Origin of the sequence: Diaminobutyricimonas aerilata (assembly GCF_002797715.1) — a bacterium.
GTDB lineage: Bacteria > Actinomycetota > Actinomycetes > Actinomycetales > Microbacteriaceae > Diaminobutyricimonas > Diaminobutyricimonas aerilata.
This window is the reverse complement of the sequence record NZ_PGFF01000001.1, coordinates 2,710,989-2,729,714: the sequence shown is the minus strand read 5'-3', so window position 1 is coordinate 2,729,714 and position 18,726 is coordinate 2,710,989. Positions and strand designations below refer to the sequence as shown.

The window sequence follows — 18,726 nt, the reverse complement described above, 5'->3', positions numbered from 1 at the left end:
CCGGAGGTGTTACTTGATGAGCTCGATGGCCGTCTCGATCTGACCACGGAGGTCGTCCGAGATCGGGGCAGCGCCCGCGTTCTCGGCGGCCGTGCTCTGGCCGTCCTCGCTGGCGATGTAGGAGAAGTACTCCTTCACGAGCGACCCGACGGTCTCGTCCTCGTACTGCTCGCAGCCGATGAGGTAGCTGACGAGGGCGATCGGGTAGACGCCCGCCTCGGTGGTGGTGCGGTCGAGCTCGATCGCGAGGTCACCATCGGTGCGGCCCTCAGCCTTCGGCGAGGCGTCGACGAGGGCGGCGGCCGCCTCCGGCGAGTACTCGACGAAGTCCTCGCCGACCTGCACCGCGACGGTGCCGAGGCCCTCGGCGCGCGACGCGTCGGCGTAGCCGATGGTGCCCTGGCCGCCCTTGACGGCGTCGACGACACCCGAGGTGCCCTGAGCGGCCTCGCCGCCCTCGAGCGGCCACACGCCGTCGGGCTCAGCGGTCCACACGTCCGGAGCAGCCGTGAAGAGGTAGTCGGTGAAGTTCTCGGTCGTGCCCGAGTCGTCGGCGCGGTGCACCGGCGCGATCGCCGTGTCGGGCAGGGTCGCGTCGGGGTTCAGCGCGGCGATGGCCGGGTCGTTCCACGTCTTGATGTTGCCGAGGAAGATGTTGGCGATCGTGGCCGCGTCGAGGTTGAGCGTGTCGACGCCCTCGAGGTTGAAGATCACGGCGATCGGCGAGATGTAGAGCGGGAGCTCGACGATGCCGGAGTCGGCGGCGCAGGCGCCCCATTCGCCCGCGGCGATCTCTTCGTCGTCGAACGCGCGGTCCGAGCCGATGAAGTTGCTCGCGCCGGCGATGAAGTTGTCACGGCCGGTGCCCGACCCGGTCGGGTCGTAGTTGATCGTGACGTCGGGGTTCTCCTCCTGGAAGGCGGCGACCCATGCCTCCTGGGCGGCCTGCTGCGACGAGGCGCCCGACGCGTCGAGGGTGCCCGAGAGCGTGCTGCCGCCCTCGTCCTCGGTGCCGCCACCGGCGTTGCCCTCGTTCGCTGCGCACGACGAGAGCACGATGGTTCCGGCCAGTGCGATAGCAGCGATGCTGCCATAGCGCTTGATGTTCACGGTTGTCCCTTCGGGAATGGATTACAGGGGAGTCGGTGCGACTCACACGCCGTGACGATACGAACGCCGATTAACCAGGTTCGGCCCGGATGGTGAACGGAGGGTGAACGCGACGTTAAGTTCCGGTCGAGCCGTTACAGGGCCGGCCCGTGGATCTCCACGCCGACGAGGCCGGAGGTCGGATCGTCGGCCGCGACGTGCAGCACGGCGTACTCGCCGGTGCCGAGCAGCGCCGCGCGACGCAGCAGCGCATCCGCGGGGGTGTTCGTCGCGATCGCGACCGCCGTCACGATCTGCGGCAGCACCGGACCGTGGCTGCACAGCACCGCCGTCGTCGCGCGCTCGAGCCGCTTGCGCACGACCGTCTCGACCCCCGCGCCGTCGGGCCGGTAGGCGTCCTGACTGATGGCATCGGTGCGGCTCACCCGCAGCGCGGTGCGCTCCGCGAGCGGCGCGATCGTCTCGAGGCAGCGCACCGCCGTGCTGCTCACGAGCTTGCGGGGGCGGAACGCGGCGATCGCCCGCGCGACGCTCTCGGCCTGCCGCTGCCCGCGGGCCTGCAGCGGCCGCTCCGCGTCGGCGCCGTCCCAATCCTCGTGAGCCACCGCCTTGCCGTGGCGCAGCGCGATGATCGCGAACGTTCGCGCGCGTCCGCTCTCGATCCGCTCGGCGAACCGGTCGACGACCGACACGTCGTGCGGATAGGTGAGCAACTGGCGGGCGCGCCGGAGCGACACCCACTCGACCGCCGAGATCTCGTCGTTCGGTATGAACCGGCTGCGCGCATCCGGGTCGACCTGCGACGCCCAGTAGTGCACGACCTTGCGACGACCGCCCGGCAGCGAGTAGTCGACGGTGCCGAGCGGCGCGCCGAGCGCGACCTTCAGCCCCGTCTCCTCGCGGATCTCCCGCACCGCCGTCTCCGGGAGGGTCTCGCCCGGGTCGAGCTTTCCCTTCGGCAGCGACACATCGTCGCGCCGCGCGCGGTGCACGAGCAGCACGCGCACCCGTCCCTCGACGAGCTTCCAGCAGAGGGCGCCGGCCGCGACGACCGGCGCCTCGGGTGGGGTCACCGCAGGGTGCCCGGTCGCTTGCGTTGCGCGGTGCGGCGCATGAGCGTGTTCTGCAGGTCGGCGAGCGGGGTGCCCTTGTCGTCGAGCGAGTGCCGCGCCCAGTCGCCGTCCTCGTCGAGCCACCACGACGACGTGTCGTCGGCCATCGCCCGCTCGAACATGTAGTCGATCTGGGCGAGGTGCCGCTCGTCGGTCAGCCGCACGAGCGCCTCGACGCGACGGTCGAGGTTGCGGTGCATCATGTCGGCGCTGCCGATGAAGACCTCCGGGTCGCCGTCGTTCGCGAACGCGAAGATCCGCGAGTGCTCGAGGTACCGGCCGAGGATCGAGCGCACCCGGATGTTCTCGCTCAGTCCCTTGTGCCCGGGGCGCAGCGAGCAGATGCCGCGCACCCAGATGTCGACCGGCACTCCCGCGTTGCTCGCCCGGTAGAGCGCGTCGATGATGGCCTCGTCGACCATCGAGTTGACCTTGATGCGGATGCCGGACGGCTTGCCGGCCTTCGCGTTCTGCGTCTCGGTGCGGATGCGCTTGAGCAGCCCCTTGCGCAGGTGCAGCGGGGCGACGAGGAGCCGCTTGAACTTCTTCTCGATCGCGTAGCCCGACAGCTCGTTGAAGAGCCGGGTGAGGTCCTTGCCGACCTCATCGCTCGCGGTGAGCAGTCCCATGTCCTCGTAGATGCGGCTGGTCTTCGGGTTGTAGTTGCCCGTGCCGATGTGGCTGTAGTGCTTGAGCCGGCCATCCGCCTCCTGCCGCACCACGAGCAGCAGCTTGCAGTGGGTCTTCAGCCCGACGAGGCCGTACACGACGTGCACACCGGCCTTCTCGAGCTTGCGTGCCCAGCTGATGTTGTTCTGCTCGTCGAACCGCGCCTTGATCTCGACCAGCGCGAGCACCTGCTTGCCCGCCTCGGCGGCATCGATGAGCGCCTCGACGATGGGGCTGTCACCGCTCGTGCGGTAGAGGGTCTGCTTGATCGCGAGCACGTTCGGGTCGGCGGCGGCCTGCTCGAGGAAGGCCTGCACGCTCGTCGCGAACGATTCGTACGGGTGGTGCAGCAGCACGTCCTGCCGGGCGATCGATCCGAAGATGTCGCTCGGGCTCGTCGGATCGCTCGGCAACAGCTGCACGGCGGTCGTCGGCACCTGCTTCGGGTACTTCAGCCGCGGCCGGTCGATCTTGGTGACCTCGAACAGGCCGCCCAGGTCGAGCGGAGCGGGCAGGCGGTAGACCTCCTGCTCGGTGATGTCGAGTTCCTGCATGAGCAGGCCGAGGGTCACCTCGTCCATGTCGTCGGTGATTTCGAGACGGATCGGCGGGCCGAACCGTCGGCGCAGCAGCTCCTTCTCGAGCGCCTGGATGAGGTTCTCGGACTCGTCCTCCTCGATCTCGACGTCCTCGTTGCGGGTGACCCGGAACTCGTGGTGTTCGAGGATCTCCATGCCCGGGAACAGGTCGCCGAGGTGGTTCGAGATGAGGTCCTCGAGGGGGATGAAGCGCAGCAGGCCGCTGCCGTCATCCGGAAGCTGCACGAAGCGGGGGAGCACCTGCGGCACCTTGAGACGCGCGAACTCGACCCGGCCCGTCTTCGGGTTCCGCACCCGCACCGAGAGGTTGAGCGAGAGGCCGGAGATGTAGGGGAACGGGTGCGCCGGGTCGACGGCGAGCGGCATCAGCACCGGGAAGATCTGAGTGGAGAAGATCTCGTCCACACGCGAGCGGTCGTTGTCGTCGAGGTCGGCCCACGACTCGATGTGGATGCCCGCCTCGTCGAGGGCCGGCTTGACGAGGGTGCGGAACGCCTGGGCGTGCCGCTCCTGCAGCTCGTGGGCCCGCGCGGAGATGCCGGCGAGCACTTCGGCGGGGGGTCGGCCGACGTTGGTCGGCACGGCGATCCCGGTCGCGATGCGGCGCTTGAGGCCGGCGACGCGCACCATGAAGAACTCGTCGAGGTTGCTCGCGAAGATGGCGAGGAAGTTCGCCCGTTCCAGCAGCGGCACGAGCGGATCCTCGGCGAGTTCGAGCACCCGCTGGTTGAACGCCAGCCAGCTCAGCTCCCGGTCGAGGAACCGGTCGGAGGGCAGCGATTCGTCATCCCCGTAGTCGAGGTCGAAGTCGTCGTCGAGCAGATCCGGGCTGAGGCCGCTGTCGCCGAGGTAGGTGTCGGTCACGCGCCCATCCTGCCACCGCCCGGTGAACGGCGGATGACTCGATCAGGAGGGCACGGCACCCGCGCGGTCGGGCTCGTCCTCGTAGACGTTGAAGCGGTAGCCGACGTTGCGCACGGTGCCGATGAGCGACTCGAGGTCGCCGAGCTTCGCGCGGAGCCGCCGCACGTGCACGTCGACGGTGCGGGTGCCGCCGAAGTAGTCGTAGCCCCACACCTCGCTGAGCAGCTGCTCCCGGGTGAACACCCGCGACGGGTGCGTGGCGAAGAAGCGCAGCAGCTCGAACTCCTTGAAGGTCAGGTCGAGCGGGCGCCCGTGCACCTTCGCCGAGTAGCTCGCCTCGTCGATGACCACGCCGGAGGCCTGGATCTTCGACGCCGACTTGTCCTGCGCGAACCGGCCGATGACGAGACGGATGCGGGCGTCCAGCTCGGCGGGTCCGGCCGCCTCGAGCACGACGTCGTCGGCGCCCCAGTCCGCGCTCACCGCGGTGAGCCCGCCCTCGGTCAGCACGAGCACGAGGGGCACCGTCACGCCGGTGGTCGTGAGGATCTTGCACAGCGACTTGGCGCTCGCGAGATCCTGCCGCGCGTCGATGAAGATGAGGTCGCACGCCGGAGCGTTCACGAGCGACGCGGGGGAGGCGGGGATCTGCCGCGTGCGGTGGCTCAGCAGGGCGAGCGACGGCAGCACGTCGTTGCCGACCGCGGAGGTCAGGATCAACAACTGGGCCACGGGTGTCCTCCCACGAGAGAGCCCTCAGTCTATAAGCGCCGTCGTCTCGCGGCGGACGTGCGGGCGGCACCTCTACCATGGGCTCCGTGTCCCGGCCCCTCGCGAGCGTGTTCCCCGTCTGGGCGGTCGCGCTGCTCGGCGCCGTCGGTGTCGCGATCGTCGTGCATCCGGACCTGTACCTCACCGCGATCCCCATGGTGTTCGCGCTCTGCCTGCTGCTCTCCTTCGTGATCCAGCTCGCCATGCCGGTCAAGCAGGGCCTCGTCGGGCGGATGACCGCGAGCGTCGGCGGCGCTGCCGTCGTCCTCGCCGTGGCGAGTCTGGTGCTCGGCCTCGTCGCCCTCTGACGTTCGGACCGAGGGGTAGACTGAGGGCATGCTGCTCGCCCTCGAACTCTTCTACGTCGGCCTTCTGGGGCTCGCGTCGCTGGCGATCGGCTGGGTCTCGCTCGTCGTGCTCTACAACCTGTTCCGCGGCCAGCGCTAGACCCGTGTTCGATCTCGACGCGGATCTTCCCGCGGAGCTCGTGCCCCTCTCCTGGCTGCTCGGCGTCTGGGAGGGCACCGGCGTGGTCAACTACCGCGTCGGCGACGAGGTGCGCACCCACGAGTTCGGCCAGCGCATGTCGTTCAGCCACGACGGGCTGCCGCACCTGAACTACACCTCGTACACCTGGCTTCTGGATGACCAGCACACGCCGCTCATCACCGAGACGGGCTACTGGCGCTTGTCGCGACCGGCCGAGCAGGGCGACCCCGGCCCCGGCATGCTGCCGGGCGTCGGCGATGCACCGTTCCGCACGGCCGAGCAGGTCGAGGAGCTGCGCAACTCCCGTGACGGGTTCGACGTCGAGGTCTCGATGGTGCACCCCGGCGGGGTGAGCGAGCTCTACGTCGGACAGGTCAAGGGACCCCGCATCGACCTGCAGACGGATGCGGTGATGCGTTCCTCGAGCGCCAAGGATTACGCCGCCGCGACGCGGCTCTACGGGCTCGTCGAGGGCCACCTGCTGTGGGCGTGGGACATCGCCGCACTCGGACAGGACCTGCGCACCCACGCGTCGGCCCGATTGGGGCGGATCGATTGACCGGTTCTCCGTTCTCCGCTCTCGACGGCGCGGTCGGTGACCCCGTCGCCGAGCACTATGGCAACCCCGTGGTCGAGCAGCGCCGGCTCGTCGCCGGCACGGCCGTGGTCGACCTCTCCGACCGCGGTGTCGTGAGCGTCACCGGCGCCGACCGGCTCACCTGGCTCGACTCGCTCACGACGCAGGCCGTCGCGACCCTCGCCCCCGGCGTCGGCACCGAGCTGCTGCAGCTCGACCCGAACGGGCACGTCGAGCTCGCCGCGCACCTCATCGACGACGGCGAGACGGCGTGGCTGCTCACCGAGACCCCGGCCGAATGGGTCGCGTGGCTGCAACGGATGCGATTCCGGATGCGCGTCGAGGTCGCCGATCGTGGCGACGAGTTCGCGACGCTCGGCACGTTCGGTGCGGCGCTCGACGGCCGCGCCGCGGAGGCGAACGGGGTGCCGCTCGTCTGGGTGGACCCGTGGAGCGCGCCGACCGGCCACACCTACGCGACCGCGCAACCGCATCCGGGCGAGGAGTGGACCTACCGCGAGGTGCTCGTGCCGCGCACGGCGCTCGCCGAGTACACCGACCTGCCGGTGGCGGGCACGCTCGCCCTCGAGGCGCTGCGCATCGCCGCGTGGCGCCCGCGCTTCGGCCGCGAGGTCGACGAGCGCACGATCCCACACGAGCTCGACTGGCTGCGTACCGCGGTCAGTCTCGGCAAGGGGTGCTACCGCGGGCAGGAGACCATCGCCAAGGTCCACAACCTCGGCCACCCGCCGCGTCGCCTCGTGATGCTGCACCTCGACGGATCGGACGCGGTGCTGCCGCCCTCGGGCGCCGAGGTCGAGTTCGGCGGCGACGTCGCCGGACGCGTGACGAGCTCCGCCCTGCACCACGAACTCGGGCCGATCGCCCTCGCCGTCGTGAAGCGCCGCACCGACCCCGCCGCGACCCTCGGCGTGCGCGTCGACGACACGGTCGTCGCGGCCGCGCAGGAGGTCGCCGTGCCCGACGACGCCGGCGCGACCGTCGAGGTGCCGCGGATGCCGCGCTCCCTCGCTCGCCGTGCGGCGGCCGCCGCGGCAGCCCGCCCCGCGGACCCGCCGGTCGAGTAGGCCGGATCCGCGGTTCCCTTCGACAGGCTCAGGGAACGCAACGCTCACTGAGCCCGTCGAAGTGAGCCCGTGGACGACGGACGACCGCTCACTGAGCCTGTCGAACTGAGCCCGTGGGACCCGCGTCTCAGAGCTCGATCTGCCCGAACACTGTGAGCTCGCGCCACTCGGTCACCTGCGCGGTCGCGCCCGGCGCGAAGCGGTCCGCCTCCGGCAGGGTGCCGAGGTCGAGCGCGGTGAGCGCCACCACATCCGCGACCGGCACCTGGAAGGTGCGGAACGGACCGAGCGACGGTGACCCGGGACGCGCGCCGAGGTCGACGTCGTCGAGGGCGGGACTCTGGTCGAGCACGTAGCCGGTGCTCGCGAGCACGCCGTCCTCCACCCACGCGGCGACCTTCCAGAACTGGCGGGGGATGCGCACGCCGCGGTACTCCTCGTCGTCGACGGCGAGCACGGGGCCGGTGAAGACGCTCAGCCGGCTCCGCGAGGCGCGGGCGGCGGAGAGCACGTAGTCCTCGAGGCCGAGCCAGAGCTCCTTCGACTGGTTGAACTCGGCCGCCTGCGGAGCGGCGTTCGTGTACGCGAAGGTGTCGGTGTTCGCGCGCTCCGCGGTGTCGCGGTCGCCCCAGACCGGGTCGCGTCGGCGCACGAGGTGCCCGCGATCGAGGTCGTTGCGGGCGTACAGCTCTTCGCCCGCCTGCTGGTCCTCGGGCAACCGCTCGTCGAGGTGCCAGTCGTCGCCGCGCTCGAGCTCGACGAGGGACCGTCCGTCGATGTTCACGGCGGTGAACGCCGCGAGCCGGCGAGCGGTGTTCATCCCGACGGTGAAGTGCGTGTAGTCGAGCGTCACGAGGGGGACGAGCGGATGCCAGGGCAGCCGAACGTCGAGTCCGAGGAATCCGCTGTCGTAGCCCACGTCGCCCATACGACCATGCACGCATGACCGGCCGGTGAACTCACCCGGGACGCACCGACTCCCAGTCGACGGTGAGTTCCCCGAGTCGCCACCGCGCGCGGCCGTCGCGCACCGGCCAGCCGTCCGCGCGCATCCCCTCGACCGTTGCGATCCACCGCTGCGTCGGCCCGAAGTTCGACAACCCCGCGTTGTAGGCCCAGTGCCGGTCGAGGCTCTGCAGCAGATCGTGCACCCGCTCGCCCGGCACGTTGCGGTGGATGAGGGCCTTCGGCAGTCGTTCGGCGACGATCGACGGGCGCTCGAGGTCGGTCAGGCGCAGCGCGATCGTGAGGGTGCGCGGCCCTCCCGCGTCGATCGCGGCCCAGCTCGCGACGCGTCCGATCTCGTTGCACGTGCCCTCCACCAGCACGCCGCCCGGCTGCAGCCGCGCGGTCATCCGCTGCCAGGCGTCCGCGACCTCCGATTCGTCGTACTGCCGCAGCACGTTGAACGCGCGGATGACGGCGGCGCGGCGACCGCCCGGCAGCGGCACCTCGAACCCGCCGAGCGCGAAGCTGACCCCGGGACGCTCCCGCTCGCGGGCGATGCGCACGCGTTCCGGGTCGATCTCGATGCCGACGACCTCGACGTCGGGTCGCACGCGCCGCAGCCGCTCGTGCAGCTCGAGGGGGGTCGTGGCGGACGCGCCGTAGCCGAGGTCCACGACGACCGGGTCGTCGCTGCGGCGCAGCACCGGTTGGGCGGCGATCCAGCGGTCGACGCGGCGGAGCCGGTTGACCCCGGTCGTGCCGCGCGTGATCCGCCCCTCCGCCATCCGTCCATCATCCCGGAGCGCCGCCCTCCATCCCGGAGCGCCGTCCCCCGCTCGTTATGTCCACTGGCGGCAGAGGCCCCGCATGCGGGCGTGGTGAGGGGCTTGTGCCGCCAGCGGACATGACGAGCGAGGGGCGCGCAGCGGTGAAACGGGGGGATGGGCATCCGGTGGGCGAGCGGATGCGCGCGCGCCGCCCTCGGTAGGCTGACGGCATGACCAGCACGCTCATCCTGCTCCGCCATGGCAACTCCGACTGGAACCAGAAGAACTTGTTCACCGGGTGGGTGGACGTGCGGCTCAGCGAGCAGGGCGTCGGTGAGGCCAAGCGCGCGGGCGAGCTGCTCGCCGCGTCGGGACTCAAGCCCACCGTGCTCTACACGAGCCTGCTGACCCGCGCGATCCAGACCGCGAACCTCGCCCTCGAGACCGCCGACCGTCTGTGGATCCCGGTCAAGCGCAGCTGGCGCCTCAACGAGCGCCACTACGGCGCGCTGCAGGGCAAGGACAAGGCGCAGACCCTCGCGGAGTTCGGCGAGGAGCAGTTCATGACCTGGCGCCGCAGCTTCGACGTGCCGCCGCCCCCGCTCGACGACGACGCGGAGTACAGCCAGGCGGACGACGAGCGTTACGCGGACCTGGGCGACGACCTGCCGCGCACCGAGTCGCTCAAGCTCGTCATCGACCGGATGCTGCCGTACTGGGAGTCGGACATCACCGCCGATCTGGCGGCCGGGCACACGGTGCTCGTGACGGCGCACGGCAACAGCCTGCGCGCCCTCGTGAAGCACCTCGACGGCATCGGCGACGACGAGATCGCGAACCTCAACATCCCGACCGGCATCCCGCTCGTCTACGAGCTCGACGACGACTTCCGTCCGGTCGGACCCTCGCGCTACCTCGACCCGGAGGCCGCGGCCGCCGGCGCCGCCGCCGTGGCGAGCCAGGGCAAGAAGTAGAACGGACCCACTCTCGAGGAGCCCCGCGCCGACCGGCGCGGGGCTCCGTCGTTCCGGGTGCCCGCGGTCGTCGGCTGCAACGGATCGGTCGTCGGGGCGCGGCGATCGGTCGTCGGTGTGCAGCCGGCCGTTCGTCGGGGTGCAGCGAGAGCGGATGTCGGCCGCCGGCCGCCCGGGCCCGGTGACGCGGCGCCGGCTCAGCTCTCCGAGCGGATGACCTCCGGGTCGTCCGTGTTCGAGAACGCCGCGCCGAGTTCGGCCATGACCGCGTCGACGTCGTACTCCGAGTCGGTGCGCAACCACACGACGGGCCCGAGGTCGAGCGGCACCGGCGGGTTCTGCTTCCACTCCTCGGAGTCCCACAGGTCCCAGTCCGGCTCGTGCACGACGTGCCGTTCGCGCTCCTCGTAACGCTGCCGCGCGACCTCGTCGTCGACCTCGCACCACAACTCGACCACCGTCTCGGCGCCCGACTCGCGCACGCCGCGTTCGACGTGCTCGCGGTCGCGGTGCGCCCACCAGAACGACTCCACGACCACACCGGTTCCGATGTGGGCGGTGAGCGACCAGATGGTGTCCATCGCGATCATGCCGAGATTCGACGACGGGACGGCGGGGCCGACGAGGTCGGCGAGGGCCTCCTTGATGTCGTCCTTCGACAGCAGGGGCCAACCGAGCCGCGTCGCGATGTCCTCGGCGAGCGTCGACTTGCCGGAGGCGGGCAGTCCGTTGATGAGCAGCAGGGGATTCGCCATGCCGCCCATCCTGTCGTTCCGGCCGCGGCTCCGGCCGGAGTGTTCAGCGTTCTCGCCGCATCGGTGCCGCGAAGTCGCAGGTGCGCACGGTGAGTGCGACGCGCGACCGTGCCCGAGTGCGACCTCGAGGCTCCGGGTCGGTGCCGTGCGGTCCCAGGTGCGGGTCAGGCGTCGGCGGGGATCCAGTCGCCCGTCGCGAGGTACTGCACCTTCTTGGCGATCGACACCGCGTGGTCGGCGAAGCGCTCGTGGTAGCGCGAGGCGAGCGTCGCATCGACCGTGTCGACGGCCTCGCCGTTCCAGGTCGCACCGAGCACCTTGTCGAACACGCTCAGGTGCAGCGCATCGACCTTGTCGTCGTCGTTGCGGATCTCCTCGGCGACGCGCACGTCCTCCGAACGCAGGAGGGTGACGAGCTTGCGCGCGATCATCACGTCGAGCGCGCCCATCTCGGCGAAGGTCGGGCGCAGCGACTTCGGCACGACCTTGTCGGGGAAGCGGTACCGCGACAGCTGCGCGATGTGCTCCGACATGTCGCCCATGCGCTCGAGCGACGCCGAGATACGCAGCGCGCTCACGACGATGCGCAGGTCGCGGGCGACCGGCTGCTGGCGGGCGAGGATGTTGATCGCCAGCTCGTCGAGCGAGACGGCGAGTTCGTCGATCTTGGCGTCGTCCTCGATGACCTTCTCGGCCAGGGCGACATCGGACTCGTTGAAGGCCTGCGTCGCACGCTCGATGGCCTCGGCCACGAGCTCGGCGATCTCGACGAGGCGCTCCTGCACCTCGCGCAGTTCCTGCTGGAAGACTTCGCGCATCCTTCAAACCTTTCGGTGGCGGGGCAGCGGAGCCCGCGCATTCCCGGCAACGATGCCGTCGGCGGGTGAACAGTCGGTGTCGCCCGGTTGAACTTCGGGGCAATCCGGGCCCAAGGCACGGGTGACCGACGAAGGCACCCCGCCCGGTAACTAATCTAGTCGCATGGACTCGCCCTGGTTGGTGCCGGTCTCGCTGGCCTTCGGCATCCTCCTCGGCGCGGGACTCGTGTGCATCATCGTGATCTCCGCGCAGCGCGGCCGCCGTGCCGTCGCGGTGGCGAGCGCGGATGTGCCGGACGGCGTCGACGAGGTCATCGAGGCGCTCGAGTCGGCCGGCGTCGTCATCGACCCGTCGAACAACGTCATCCGCGCCTCTCCCGGGGCGATGGCCCTCGGCCTCGTGTGGAATCAGGCGCTCGTGCATCCGGAGCTCGTCGCGCTCGTCGACCGCGCCCGCCGCACCGGGCAGCCGATCACCGAGGAGCTGCACCTGCACCGCGGTCCGTTCGGTGACGCGCAGATCTACCTGTCGGTGCGGGTCGCCCGCCTCGGCGCCCGCTACATCCTGCTGCTCGCGGAGGACCGCACGGAGTCGTACCGGCTCGACGAGGTGCGCCGCGACTTCGTGGCCAACATCTCGCACGAGCTCAAGACCCCGATCGGCGCCGTCGGCCTGCTCGCCGAAGCGCTCGAGTCCGCGAGCGACGACCCGGTGCAGGTGCGCCGGTTCGCCAAGCGCCTCACGACCGAGTCGGAACGGCTCGCGCGCATCACGCAGGAGATCATCGAGCTGAGCCGGCTGCAGGCGGCCGACGCCCTGCACAACCCCGACCTCGTCGACATCGACCACGTCATCGCCTCCGCGATCGACCAGAACCGGGTGGCGGCGGATGCGCAGGCGATCCAGCTCGTCGGCGGCGGGGACAAGGGCGCGACCGTCTACGGCGACGAGTCGCTGCTCATCACCGCCGTGCACAACCTCATCGCCAACGCGATCCAGTACTCCAGCGGCAACTCGCGCGTGGGCGTGGGCGTCACCAACCGCGACGGCACCGTCGAGATCGCGGTCACCGACCAGGGTGTCGGCATCCCCGAGGACGAACTCGACCGGGTGTTCGAACGCTTCTTCCGTGTGGACCCGGCGCGCAGCCGGCACACCGGTGGCTCGGGTCTCGGCCTGAGCATCGTCAAGCACGTGGTGCAGAACCACGGCGGCGACATCCGAGTCTGGTCGCAACCCGGATACGGGTCGACCTTCACCATCCGGCTTCCGCAGGCAGCGCAGACCGGCACGCGAGTAGGGGCGCAGAAATGACCAGGATCCTCATCGTCGAAGACGAGTCGTCGCTCAGTGAGCCGCTCGCCTTCCTGCTCAGCCGCGAGGGGTACGAGACGACCATCGCCGCCGACGGGCCGAGCGCCCTCGTCGAGTTCGATCGTGCCGGCGCAGATCTCGTGCTGCTCGACCTCATGCTGCCCGGCCTGCCCGGCACGGAGGTGTGCCGCGAGCTGCGCACCCGCTCGAACGTGCCGATCATCATGCTGACCGCGAAGGACAGTGAGGTCGACATCGTCGTGGGACTCGAGCTCGGCGCCGACGACTACGTCACGAAGCCGTACTCGACGCGTGAGCTGCTCGCCCGCATCCGCGCCGTGCTGCGCCGCCACGTCGAATCCGACGGGCCGGGCGACGGCATCCTCGAGGCCGGTGATGTGCGGATGGATGTCGAGCGTCACACCGTGTCGGTCGCGGGCAAGGAGACCCCGATGCCGCTCAAGGAGTTCGAGCTGCTCGAGCTGCTGCTGCGCAACGCGGGCCGCGTGCTCACCCGCGGGCAGCTCATCGACCGCGTGTGGGGTGCTGACTACTTCGGCGACACCAAGACCCTCGACGTGCACATCAAGCGCATCCGTTCGAAGATCGAGAAGGTGCCCTCCGACCCGCAGCTGCTCGTGACGGTGCGCGGCCTCGGCTACCGCTTCGAGGCGTAGCCTCCCGGTGCCGCCGGCGCGGGCCGCCTCCGCCGGGGCGCCTCGCGCCTGCGGTCGCTTTCGCCGCGTCCGGGTGCCGAGTGCCGCGTGTACACGCCGCACTCGCGGTGATTCCGCCGTCCATATTCCCGAGCGCGCGCGTGATTCTCACGGCGGGGCGAAGGATGCGCGGCGGGACGGCGGAGGATGACCGCTGGTCGAGCGAGCAGGCCCGTATCACGGCCGGTCGAGCGGGCGGGCGCCGGAGGCGATTGGTTGCCGCCTGCGATGGGGAGGCCTCGATACGGCGGGCTCCGCCGCGCCTGCTCGACCAGCGGGAGGGGGAGACGCGGGGCCTACTCCTCCTCGGTGTCCGTCTCGTCGCCGGGGCTGTCCTCGGTGTCGCCGTCGGGCGTCGGGAACGGCGTCGGGGTGTTCGTCGGGGTCGGCGAGGGATCGACCGTGGGCTGCGGCGTCGGCAGCAGGTCGCGGTACTCGTCGAGGCGACCGTCGAGCACGGGCAGCATGAGCTCGTTGCCCTCGGCGTCGCCGTACTGCACGTACACGGGCATGAGCGAGCCGAGCGGGGCGTCGACGCCCTCGAAGATGACCTGACGGTCGCCGGGGACGCCGATCGTCTTCTGCTCACCCGCGTCGACCCACACCTGCTCGGAGAGCTGCACGCTGCCCTCGTCGTAGCTGATGTCGAGGCGCACGTTGTCGTCGCTCTCGTTCACGACGGAGAAGACGACGTTGACGGTCTCGCCGTCTTCGGTGATGGCGAGGGCGTTCTCGATCGCCACGTCACCGACGCGACCGCTCGCGCCGTCGACCACGTCGTTGATCTCCTGCGTCGCCTGCGGCGTGACGAAGGCGCATCCCGCGCTCATGACGGCGATGATGCCCGCGAGGGCGACGGATGCGGCGGCGCGTGCTCTCACGGAACCCCTCCAGGTCGGTCTTACCGGCGTCGAGCCTACCGTAGCGACGGTGCAGCCCCGGTCGGCGCACAGGTCCGGCTGGAAAGGCCCTGTGGTAAACTGGGAGTTCTGCGGAGGGACTATATTCCATGCTTTTCGAGGTCGGCGAAACCGTCGTTTACCCGCACCACGGTGCAGCAACCATCACCGAGGTGAAGACCAGGGTCATCAAGGGTGAAGAGAAGACCTACCTGAAGCTCAACGTGACGCAGGGCGACCTGACGATCGAGGTTCCGGCCGACAACGTCGACCTCGTCGGCGTGCGCGACGTGATCGGCAAGGAGGGCCTCGACCGCGTGTTCGAGGTGCTGCGCGCCCCCTTCACCGAGGAGCCCACCAACTGGAGCCGCCGCTACAAGGCCAACCTCGAGAAGCTCGCCTCCGGCGACGTCATCAAGGTGTCCGAGGTCGTGCGCGACCTGTGGCGTCGCGACCAGGACCGCGGGCTCTCCGCCGGCGAGAAGCGCATGCTCGCGAAGGCGCGTCAGATCCTGATCTCCGAGCTGGCCCTCGCCGAGAAGACCGACGAGGAGCAGGCCTCGACCGTGCTCGACGAGGTCCTCGCCTCCTGATCGAGCGGACGAGCGCGCGTGGGCGAGCCGGAGCATCCTGACGAGCCTGCGCTCGGCATCATCATCGTCGCCGCGGGGAGCGGCACCCGTCTCGGGCGCCGCGAACCGAAGGCGTTCGTGTCCCTCGCGGGACGCAGCATCCTCGCGCACGCGCTCGAGGGCGTGCTGCAGTTGGCGGAACCGGCGCGCATCGTGATCGTCGCGCCCCGCAGCAGGCTCGACGCGGCGGATGCGGTGGTCGCGCAGGTCGCAGGCGCCGCCCGCGGGTACGTCTCGGTCGTGTCGGGGGGCGAGAGCCGCCAGGCGTCCGTCGCGGCGGGTCTCGCCGCGCTCGGGGAGGCGCCGCGCGTCGTCCTCGTGCACGATGCCGCCCGCTGCCTCACGCCGACCGACGCGATCCAGCGGGTCGTGGATGCGGTCCGCGAGACCGGCGCAGGGGTGATCCCGGTCCAGCCGGTGGCCGACACCATCAAGCGCGTCGACCCGGCGGGGGCGGTGCTCGGTACCGTCGACCGGTCGGAGCTCGTGCACGTGCAGACGCCGCAGGGTTTCCCCCGCGAGCTGATCGTCGACGCCTACGCGCGCGCCGAGCGGGAGCACACCGACGACGCGGCACTCGTGGCCGCCGCCGGCTACCCGGTGACGACCGTCGCCGGCGATGACGCGGCCTTCAAGATCACGACGCCGTGGGACCTGCGCCGCGCCGAGACGATGCTGCGACGCCCGGTCGGCATCCGCACCGGCATCGGCATCGACGTGCACGCGTACGACGACGCCGACCCGCTCTGGCTCGGCGGTCTGCACTGGCCGGATGAGCCCGGGCTCGCGGGTCACAGCGACGGCGACGCGGTGTCGCACGCGATCTGCGACGCCCTGCTCTCCGCGGCCGGGCTCGGCGACATCGGCAGCAGGTTCGGCACCTCGGACGAGCGCTACCGGAAGGCGCACGGCGATGTGTTCCTGCGGGCGACGGTCGACCTCGTGAATTCCGCCGGGCTGCGCATCGGCAACGTCGCGGTGCAGATCGTGGGCAACCGGCCCCGCCTCGCGTCACGACGTGCGGAGATGGAGCGCCGGCTCACCGACCTCGTCGGGGCGCCGGTGAGCGTGTCGGCGACGACCTCCGACGGCCTCGGCTTCACCGGTCGCGGCGAGGGACTCACCGCCGTCGCGACCGCGCTCGTGCTCGATCGCGACGACCGCTGACCCCGACACACGGCCCGCCCCTCGGTAGCATGGGGCGGGTGACCGTCCGGCTGTATGACTCGCGTGCCCAGGGCCTCGTCGACCTCGATCCCCGTGTCGAGGGCGAAGTGGGCATGTACGTGTGCGGACCCACCGTGCAGTCCTCCCCGCATATCGGTCACCTGCGCAGTGCGCTCGTCTACGACCTGTGGCGACGCTGGCTCTCGTACCGCGGTTACAAGGTGACCCTCGTGCGCAACGTCACCGACATCGACGACAAGGTGCTCGTCAACGCCGCGCAGAGCGGCGAGGAGTGGTGGGCGCTGGCCTACCGGTACGAGCTCGAGTTCACCGACGGCTACCGCCGGCTCGGCATCCTCGCCCCCACCTACGAGCCGCGGGCGACGGCGAGCGTCGACCGCATGCAGGAGCTCATCGCCCGACTCATCGAGCGCGGTCACGCGTATCCGGCCGCGGACGGCTCGGGAGACGTGTACTTCGACACCGGATCGTGGCCCGCCTACGGTGAACTGACCCGGCAGGACCCCTCCGACATGGTCGCGGCAGCCGATGCCGATCCGCGTGCCAAGCGCGACCCCCGCGACTTCGCCCTGTGGAAGGGCCGCAAGCCCGAGGAGCCGGCGTCGGCCTCGTGGTCGTCGCCGTGGGGTGACGGTCGCCCGGGCTGGCACATCGAGTGCTCGGCCATGAGCGAGCGCTACCTCGGCGGCGAGTTCGACATCCACGGCGGCGGTCTCGACCTGCGGTTCCCGCATCACGAGAACGAACTCGCGCAGTCCGGGGCGGCCGGGCACGCGTTCGCCCGGCACTGGGTGCACAACGGCCTCGTCAACGTGAACGGGCAGAAGATGTCGAAGTCGCTCGGCAACTCGATCTACGCGGCCGATTTCCTCGGCATGGCCGCACCGCTCGTCATCCGCTACTACCTCGGTGCCGCGCACTACCGTTCCACGATCGACTACCACGACGGTGCGCTCGAAGAGGCGGAGGCGGCCCTCGACCGCATCGAGCAGTTCCTGCTGCGGGCGGCGCGCCGGCTCGACGGCACGCGCTTCGCGTCGGTCGGCGCCCCTGTCGTGCCCGACGCGTTCGCCGAGGCGATGGACGACGACCTCTCCGTTCCGCAGGCGCTCGGCGTGCTGCACGAACGGGTGCGCGAGGGCAACGTGGCCCTCGACTCCGAGGATCTCGACGAGGCCGCGCACGCGCGCGGTGAGGTCACGGCGATGCTGCAGGTGCTCGGCATGGACCCGCTCGCACCCGAGTGGGCGGGCGCAACGGATGACGCGACCGCCCGCGCCCTGGGCACACTCGTCGAACAGCTCATCGCCGACCGCGAGAACCTGCGCGCCGCACGCGATTTCGCGGGTGCCGACCGCATCCGAGACCACCTCGCCGGCGCCGGTGTCGTCGTGGAGGACTCACCGACCGGATCTCACTGGAGGATCGATGGCTAAGCCGGGGCGCCCAGGCGCACGCAAGGGCAAGAAGGGCGCGACCGTCGGGTCGGGCGGACAGGGGCGTCAAGCGCTCGAGGGCAAGGGCCCCACTCCGAAGGCGGAGGACCGCACCTGGCACCCGGCCGGCAAGCGCAAGGCCGCTCAGGAGCGTCTCGAGGCGGCCCGGTCACGCTCGGGCAAGGGCGGTACGGATGCGCCCCGCGCGCGTGCCCCGCGCAAGTCCTCGGACGACGCCGAGATGGTGACCGGTCGCAACTCGGTCGTCGAGGCGCTGCGGGCGAAGATCCCCGCGACGACGCTGTACATGGCGACGCGACTCGAGATGGACGACCGCGTGCGGGAGGTGCTCGCGCTCGCCAATCGTCGCGGCATCCCGGTGCTCGAGGTCATGCGTCCGGAGCTCGACCGCCTCACCGGTCCGGACAGCGTGCACCAGGGGCTGGCGCTCAAGGTGCCGCCGTACGAGTACGCGCACCCGCTCGAGCTGCTCGACGCGGCGATCAACCGCGGTCAGACCCCGCTGCTCGTCGCTCTGGACGGCGTGACGGACCCGCGCAACCTCGGCGCGATCATCCGCTCGGTCGGCGCGTTCGGCGGGCACGGTGTCATCGTGCCGCAGCGCCGCTCGGTCGGCGTGACGGCGTCGGCATGGAAGACCTCTGCCGGAGCGGCGGCCCGCGTGAAGGTCGCGATGGCCGCGAATCTCACGCAGACGCTCAAGGCGCTCAAGGAGCGCGGCGTGTTCGTGCTGGGCCTCGACGGCGGGGGCGACGTGGACCTGCCGGGCCTCGGCTTCGCGACCGAGCCGATCGTGATCGTCACCGGCAGCGAGGGCAAGGGCCTGTCGCGACTGGTCACGGAGACGTGCGACGCGGTCGTCTCGGTGCCGATCAGCTCCGACGTCGAGTCGCTCAACGCCGGGATCGCGACGAGCGTCGCCCTCTACGAGGTGTCGAAGCTGCGTGCGGAGGCCGCGGCCCGGCGCTGAGCCGGGCC

General features: G+C 70.7%; 19 protein-coding genes. 10 read left to right on the top strand and 9 right to left on the bottom strand.

All coding sequences use genetic code 11. The features are described from left to right. Window positions 1-9: 9 nt before the first annotated feature. From pstS to CLV46_RS13140, 4 genes are all read right to left on the bottom strand, one after another. Entirely contained in the window at window positions 10-1,110 is a 1,101-nt protein-coding gene (gene pstS / locus CLV46_RS13155) for a phosphate ABC transporter substrate-binding protein PstS (RefSeq protein ID WP_100365194.1), read from the bottom strand. Between the two features lie 134 nt (window positions 1,111-1,244). Then, window positions 1,245-2,183, bottom strand: a complete 939-nt coding sequence (locus CLV46_RS13150) for an NUDIX hydrolase (RefSeq protein ID WP_100365193.1) — start codon at window positions 2,181-2,183, stop codon at window positions 1,245-1,247. Further along, window positions 2,180-4,354, bottom strand: a complete 2,175-nt coding sequence (locus CLV46_RS13145; protein WP_100365192.1) for an RNA degradosome polyphosphate kinase — start codon at window positions 4,352-4,354, stop codon at window positions 2,180-2,182. Before CLV46_RS13145 ends, CLV46_RS13150 begins: the two co-directional genes overlap by 4 nt. Window positions 4,355-4,396: 42 nt before the next feature. Continuing rightward, window positions 4,397-5,086, bottom strand: a complete 690-nt coding sequence (locus tag CLV46_RS13140) for a winged helix-turn-helix domain-containing protein (protein WP_100365191.1) — start codon at window positions 5,084-5,086, stop codon at window positions 4,397-4,399. Window positions 5,087-5,172: 86 nt separating this feature from the next. Here CLV46_RS13140 and CLV46_RS13135 point away from each other — a divergent pair, with 86 nt between their 5' ends. The 3 genes from CLV46_RS13135 (at window position 5,173) to ygfZ (ending at window position 7,279) form a co-directional block, all read left to right on the top strand. Then, window positions 5,173-5,433, top strand: coding sequence for a hypothetical protein (locus tag CLV46_RS13135; RefSeq protein ID WP_100366059.1), 261 nt, complete (start codon window positions 5,173-5,175; stop codon window positions 5,431-5,433). 143 nt (window positions 5,434-5,576) lie between these two features. Further along, on the top strand, window positions 5,577-6,173 hold the full coding sequence (locus tag CLV46_RS13130; RefSeq protein WP_100365190.1) for a nitrobindin family protein: 597 nt from the start codon (window positions 5,577-5,579) through the stop codon (window positions 6,171-6,173). Further along, on the top strand, window positions 6,170-7,279 hold the full coding sequence (gene ygfZ, locus CLV46_RS13125) for a CAF17-like 4Fe-4S cluster assembly/insertion protein YgfZ (RefSeq protein WP_100365189.1): 1,110 nt from the start codon (window positions 6,170-6,172) through the stop codon (window positions 7,277-7,279). The genes CLV46_RS13130 and ygfZ overlap by 4 nt, the downstream gene beginning before the upstream one ends. 127 nt (window positions 7,280-7,406) lie before the next feature. Here the strand turns inward: ygfZ and CLV46_RS13120 are convergent, their stop codons facing one another. After that, window positions 7,407-8,207, bottom strand: a complete 801-nt coding sequence (locus CLV46_RS13120; RefSeq protein WP_100365188.1) for a DNA/RNA non-specific endonuclease — start codon at window positions 8,205-8,207, stop codon at window positions 7,407-7,409. 31 nt (window positions 8,208-8,238) lie between these two features. Further along, window positions 8,239-9,012, bottom strand: coding sequence for a class I SAM-dependent methyltransferase (locus tag CLV46_RS13115; protein WP_100365187.1), 774 nt, complete (start codon window positions 9,010-9,012; stop codon window positions 8,239-8,241). Window positions 9,013-9,224: 212 nt separating this feature from the next. Between CLV46_RS13115 and CLV46_RS13110 the strand changes: the two genes are divergently transcribed. Next, on the top strand, window positions 9,225-9,968 hold the full coding sequence (locus tag CLV46_RS13110; protein WP_100365186.1) for a phosphoglyceromutase: 744 nt from the start codon (window positions 9,225-9,227) through the stop codon (window positions 9,966-9,968). Window positions 9,969-10,165: 197 nt separating this feature from the next. Here CLV46_RS13110 and CLV46_RS13105 read toward each other — a convergent pair whose 3' ends face one another. Both CLV46_RS13105 and phoU read right to left on the bottom strand, forming a co-directional pair. Further along, window positions 10,166-10,723, bottom strand: coding sequence for a P-loop nucleotide/nucleoside kinase family protein (locus CLV46_RS13105; RefSeq protein WP_157802330.1), 558 nt, complete (start codon window positions 10,721-10,723; stop codon window positions 10,166-10,168). Between the two features lie 164 nt (window positions 10,724-10,887). Then, on the bottom strand, window positions 10,888-11,541 hold the full coding sequence (gene phoU, locus CLV46_RS13100; protein ID WP_100365184.1) for a phosphate signaling complex protein PhoU: 654 nt from the start codon (window positions 11,539-11,541) through the stop codon (window positions 10,888-10,890). Between the two features lie 163 nt (window positions 11,542-11,704). Here phoU and CLV46_RS13095 point away from each other — a divergent pair, with 163 nt between their 5' ends. Together CLV46_RS13095 and CLV46_RS13090 are read left to right on the top strand one after the other, a co-directional pair. Continuing rightward, entirely contained in the window at window positions 11,705-12,856 is a 1,152-nt protein-coding gene (locus CLV46_RS13095) for a sensor histidine kinase (protein WP_100365183.1), read from the top strand. Then, complete coding sequence (locus tag CLV46_RS13090) at window positions 12,853-13,533, top strand: response regulator transcription factor (RefSeq protein ID WP_100365182.1); 681 nt, start codon at window positions 12,853-12,855, stop codon at window positions 13,531-13,533. Before CLV46_RS13095 ends, CLV46_RS13090 begins: the two co-directional genes overlap by 4 nt. Before the next feature lie 335 nt (window positions 13,534-13,868). On the opposite strand, the gene CLV46_RS13085 is transcribed toward CLV46_RS13090, so the two are convergent. Continuing rightward, entirely contained in the window at window positions 13,869-14,453 is a 585-nt protein-coding gene (locus CLV46_RS13085) for a hypothetical protein (RefSeq protein WP_100365181.1), read from the bottom strand. A 128-nt stretch (window positions 14,454-14,581) separates the two neighbouring features. On the opposite strand from CLV46_RS13085, the gene CLV46_RS13080 reads away from it, so the two are divergent. The 4 genes from CLV46_RS13080 to rlmB are packed head-to-tail and all read left to right on the top strand — an operon-like array spanning window position 14,582 to window position 18,718. Continuing rightward, entirely contained in the window at window positions 14,582-15,064 is a 483-nt protein-coding gene (locus CLV46_RS13080) for a CarD family transcriptional regulator (RefSeq protein WP_100365180.1), read from the top strand. 18 nt (window positions 15,065-15,082) lie between these two features. Next, a complete protein-coding gene (ispD, locus tag CLV46_RS13075) occupies window positions 15,083-16,270 on the top strand; it encodes a 2-C-methyl-D-erythritol 4-phosphate cytidylyltransferase (RefSeq protein ID WP_100365179.1) in 1,188 nt (395 codons plus the stop codon). A 38-nt stretch (window positions 16,271-16,308) separates the two neighbouring features. Next, a complete protein-coding gene (gene cysS / locus CLV46_RS13070; RefSeq protein ID WP_100366058.1) occupies window positions 16,309-17,727 on the top strand; it encodes a cysteine--tRNA ligase in 1,419 nt (472 codons plus the stop codon). Then, on the top strand, window positions 17,720-18,718 hold the full coding sequence (gene rlmB, locus CLV46_RS13065) for a 23S rRNA (guanosine(2251)-2'-O)-methyltransferase RlmB (protein ID WP_100365178.1): 999 nt from the start codon (window positions 17,720-17,722) through the stop codon (window positions 18,716-18,718). The genes cysS and rlmB overlap by 8 nt, the downstream gene beginning before the upstream one ends. The last annotated feature ends 8 nt before the right edge of the window (window positions 18,719-18,726 follow it).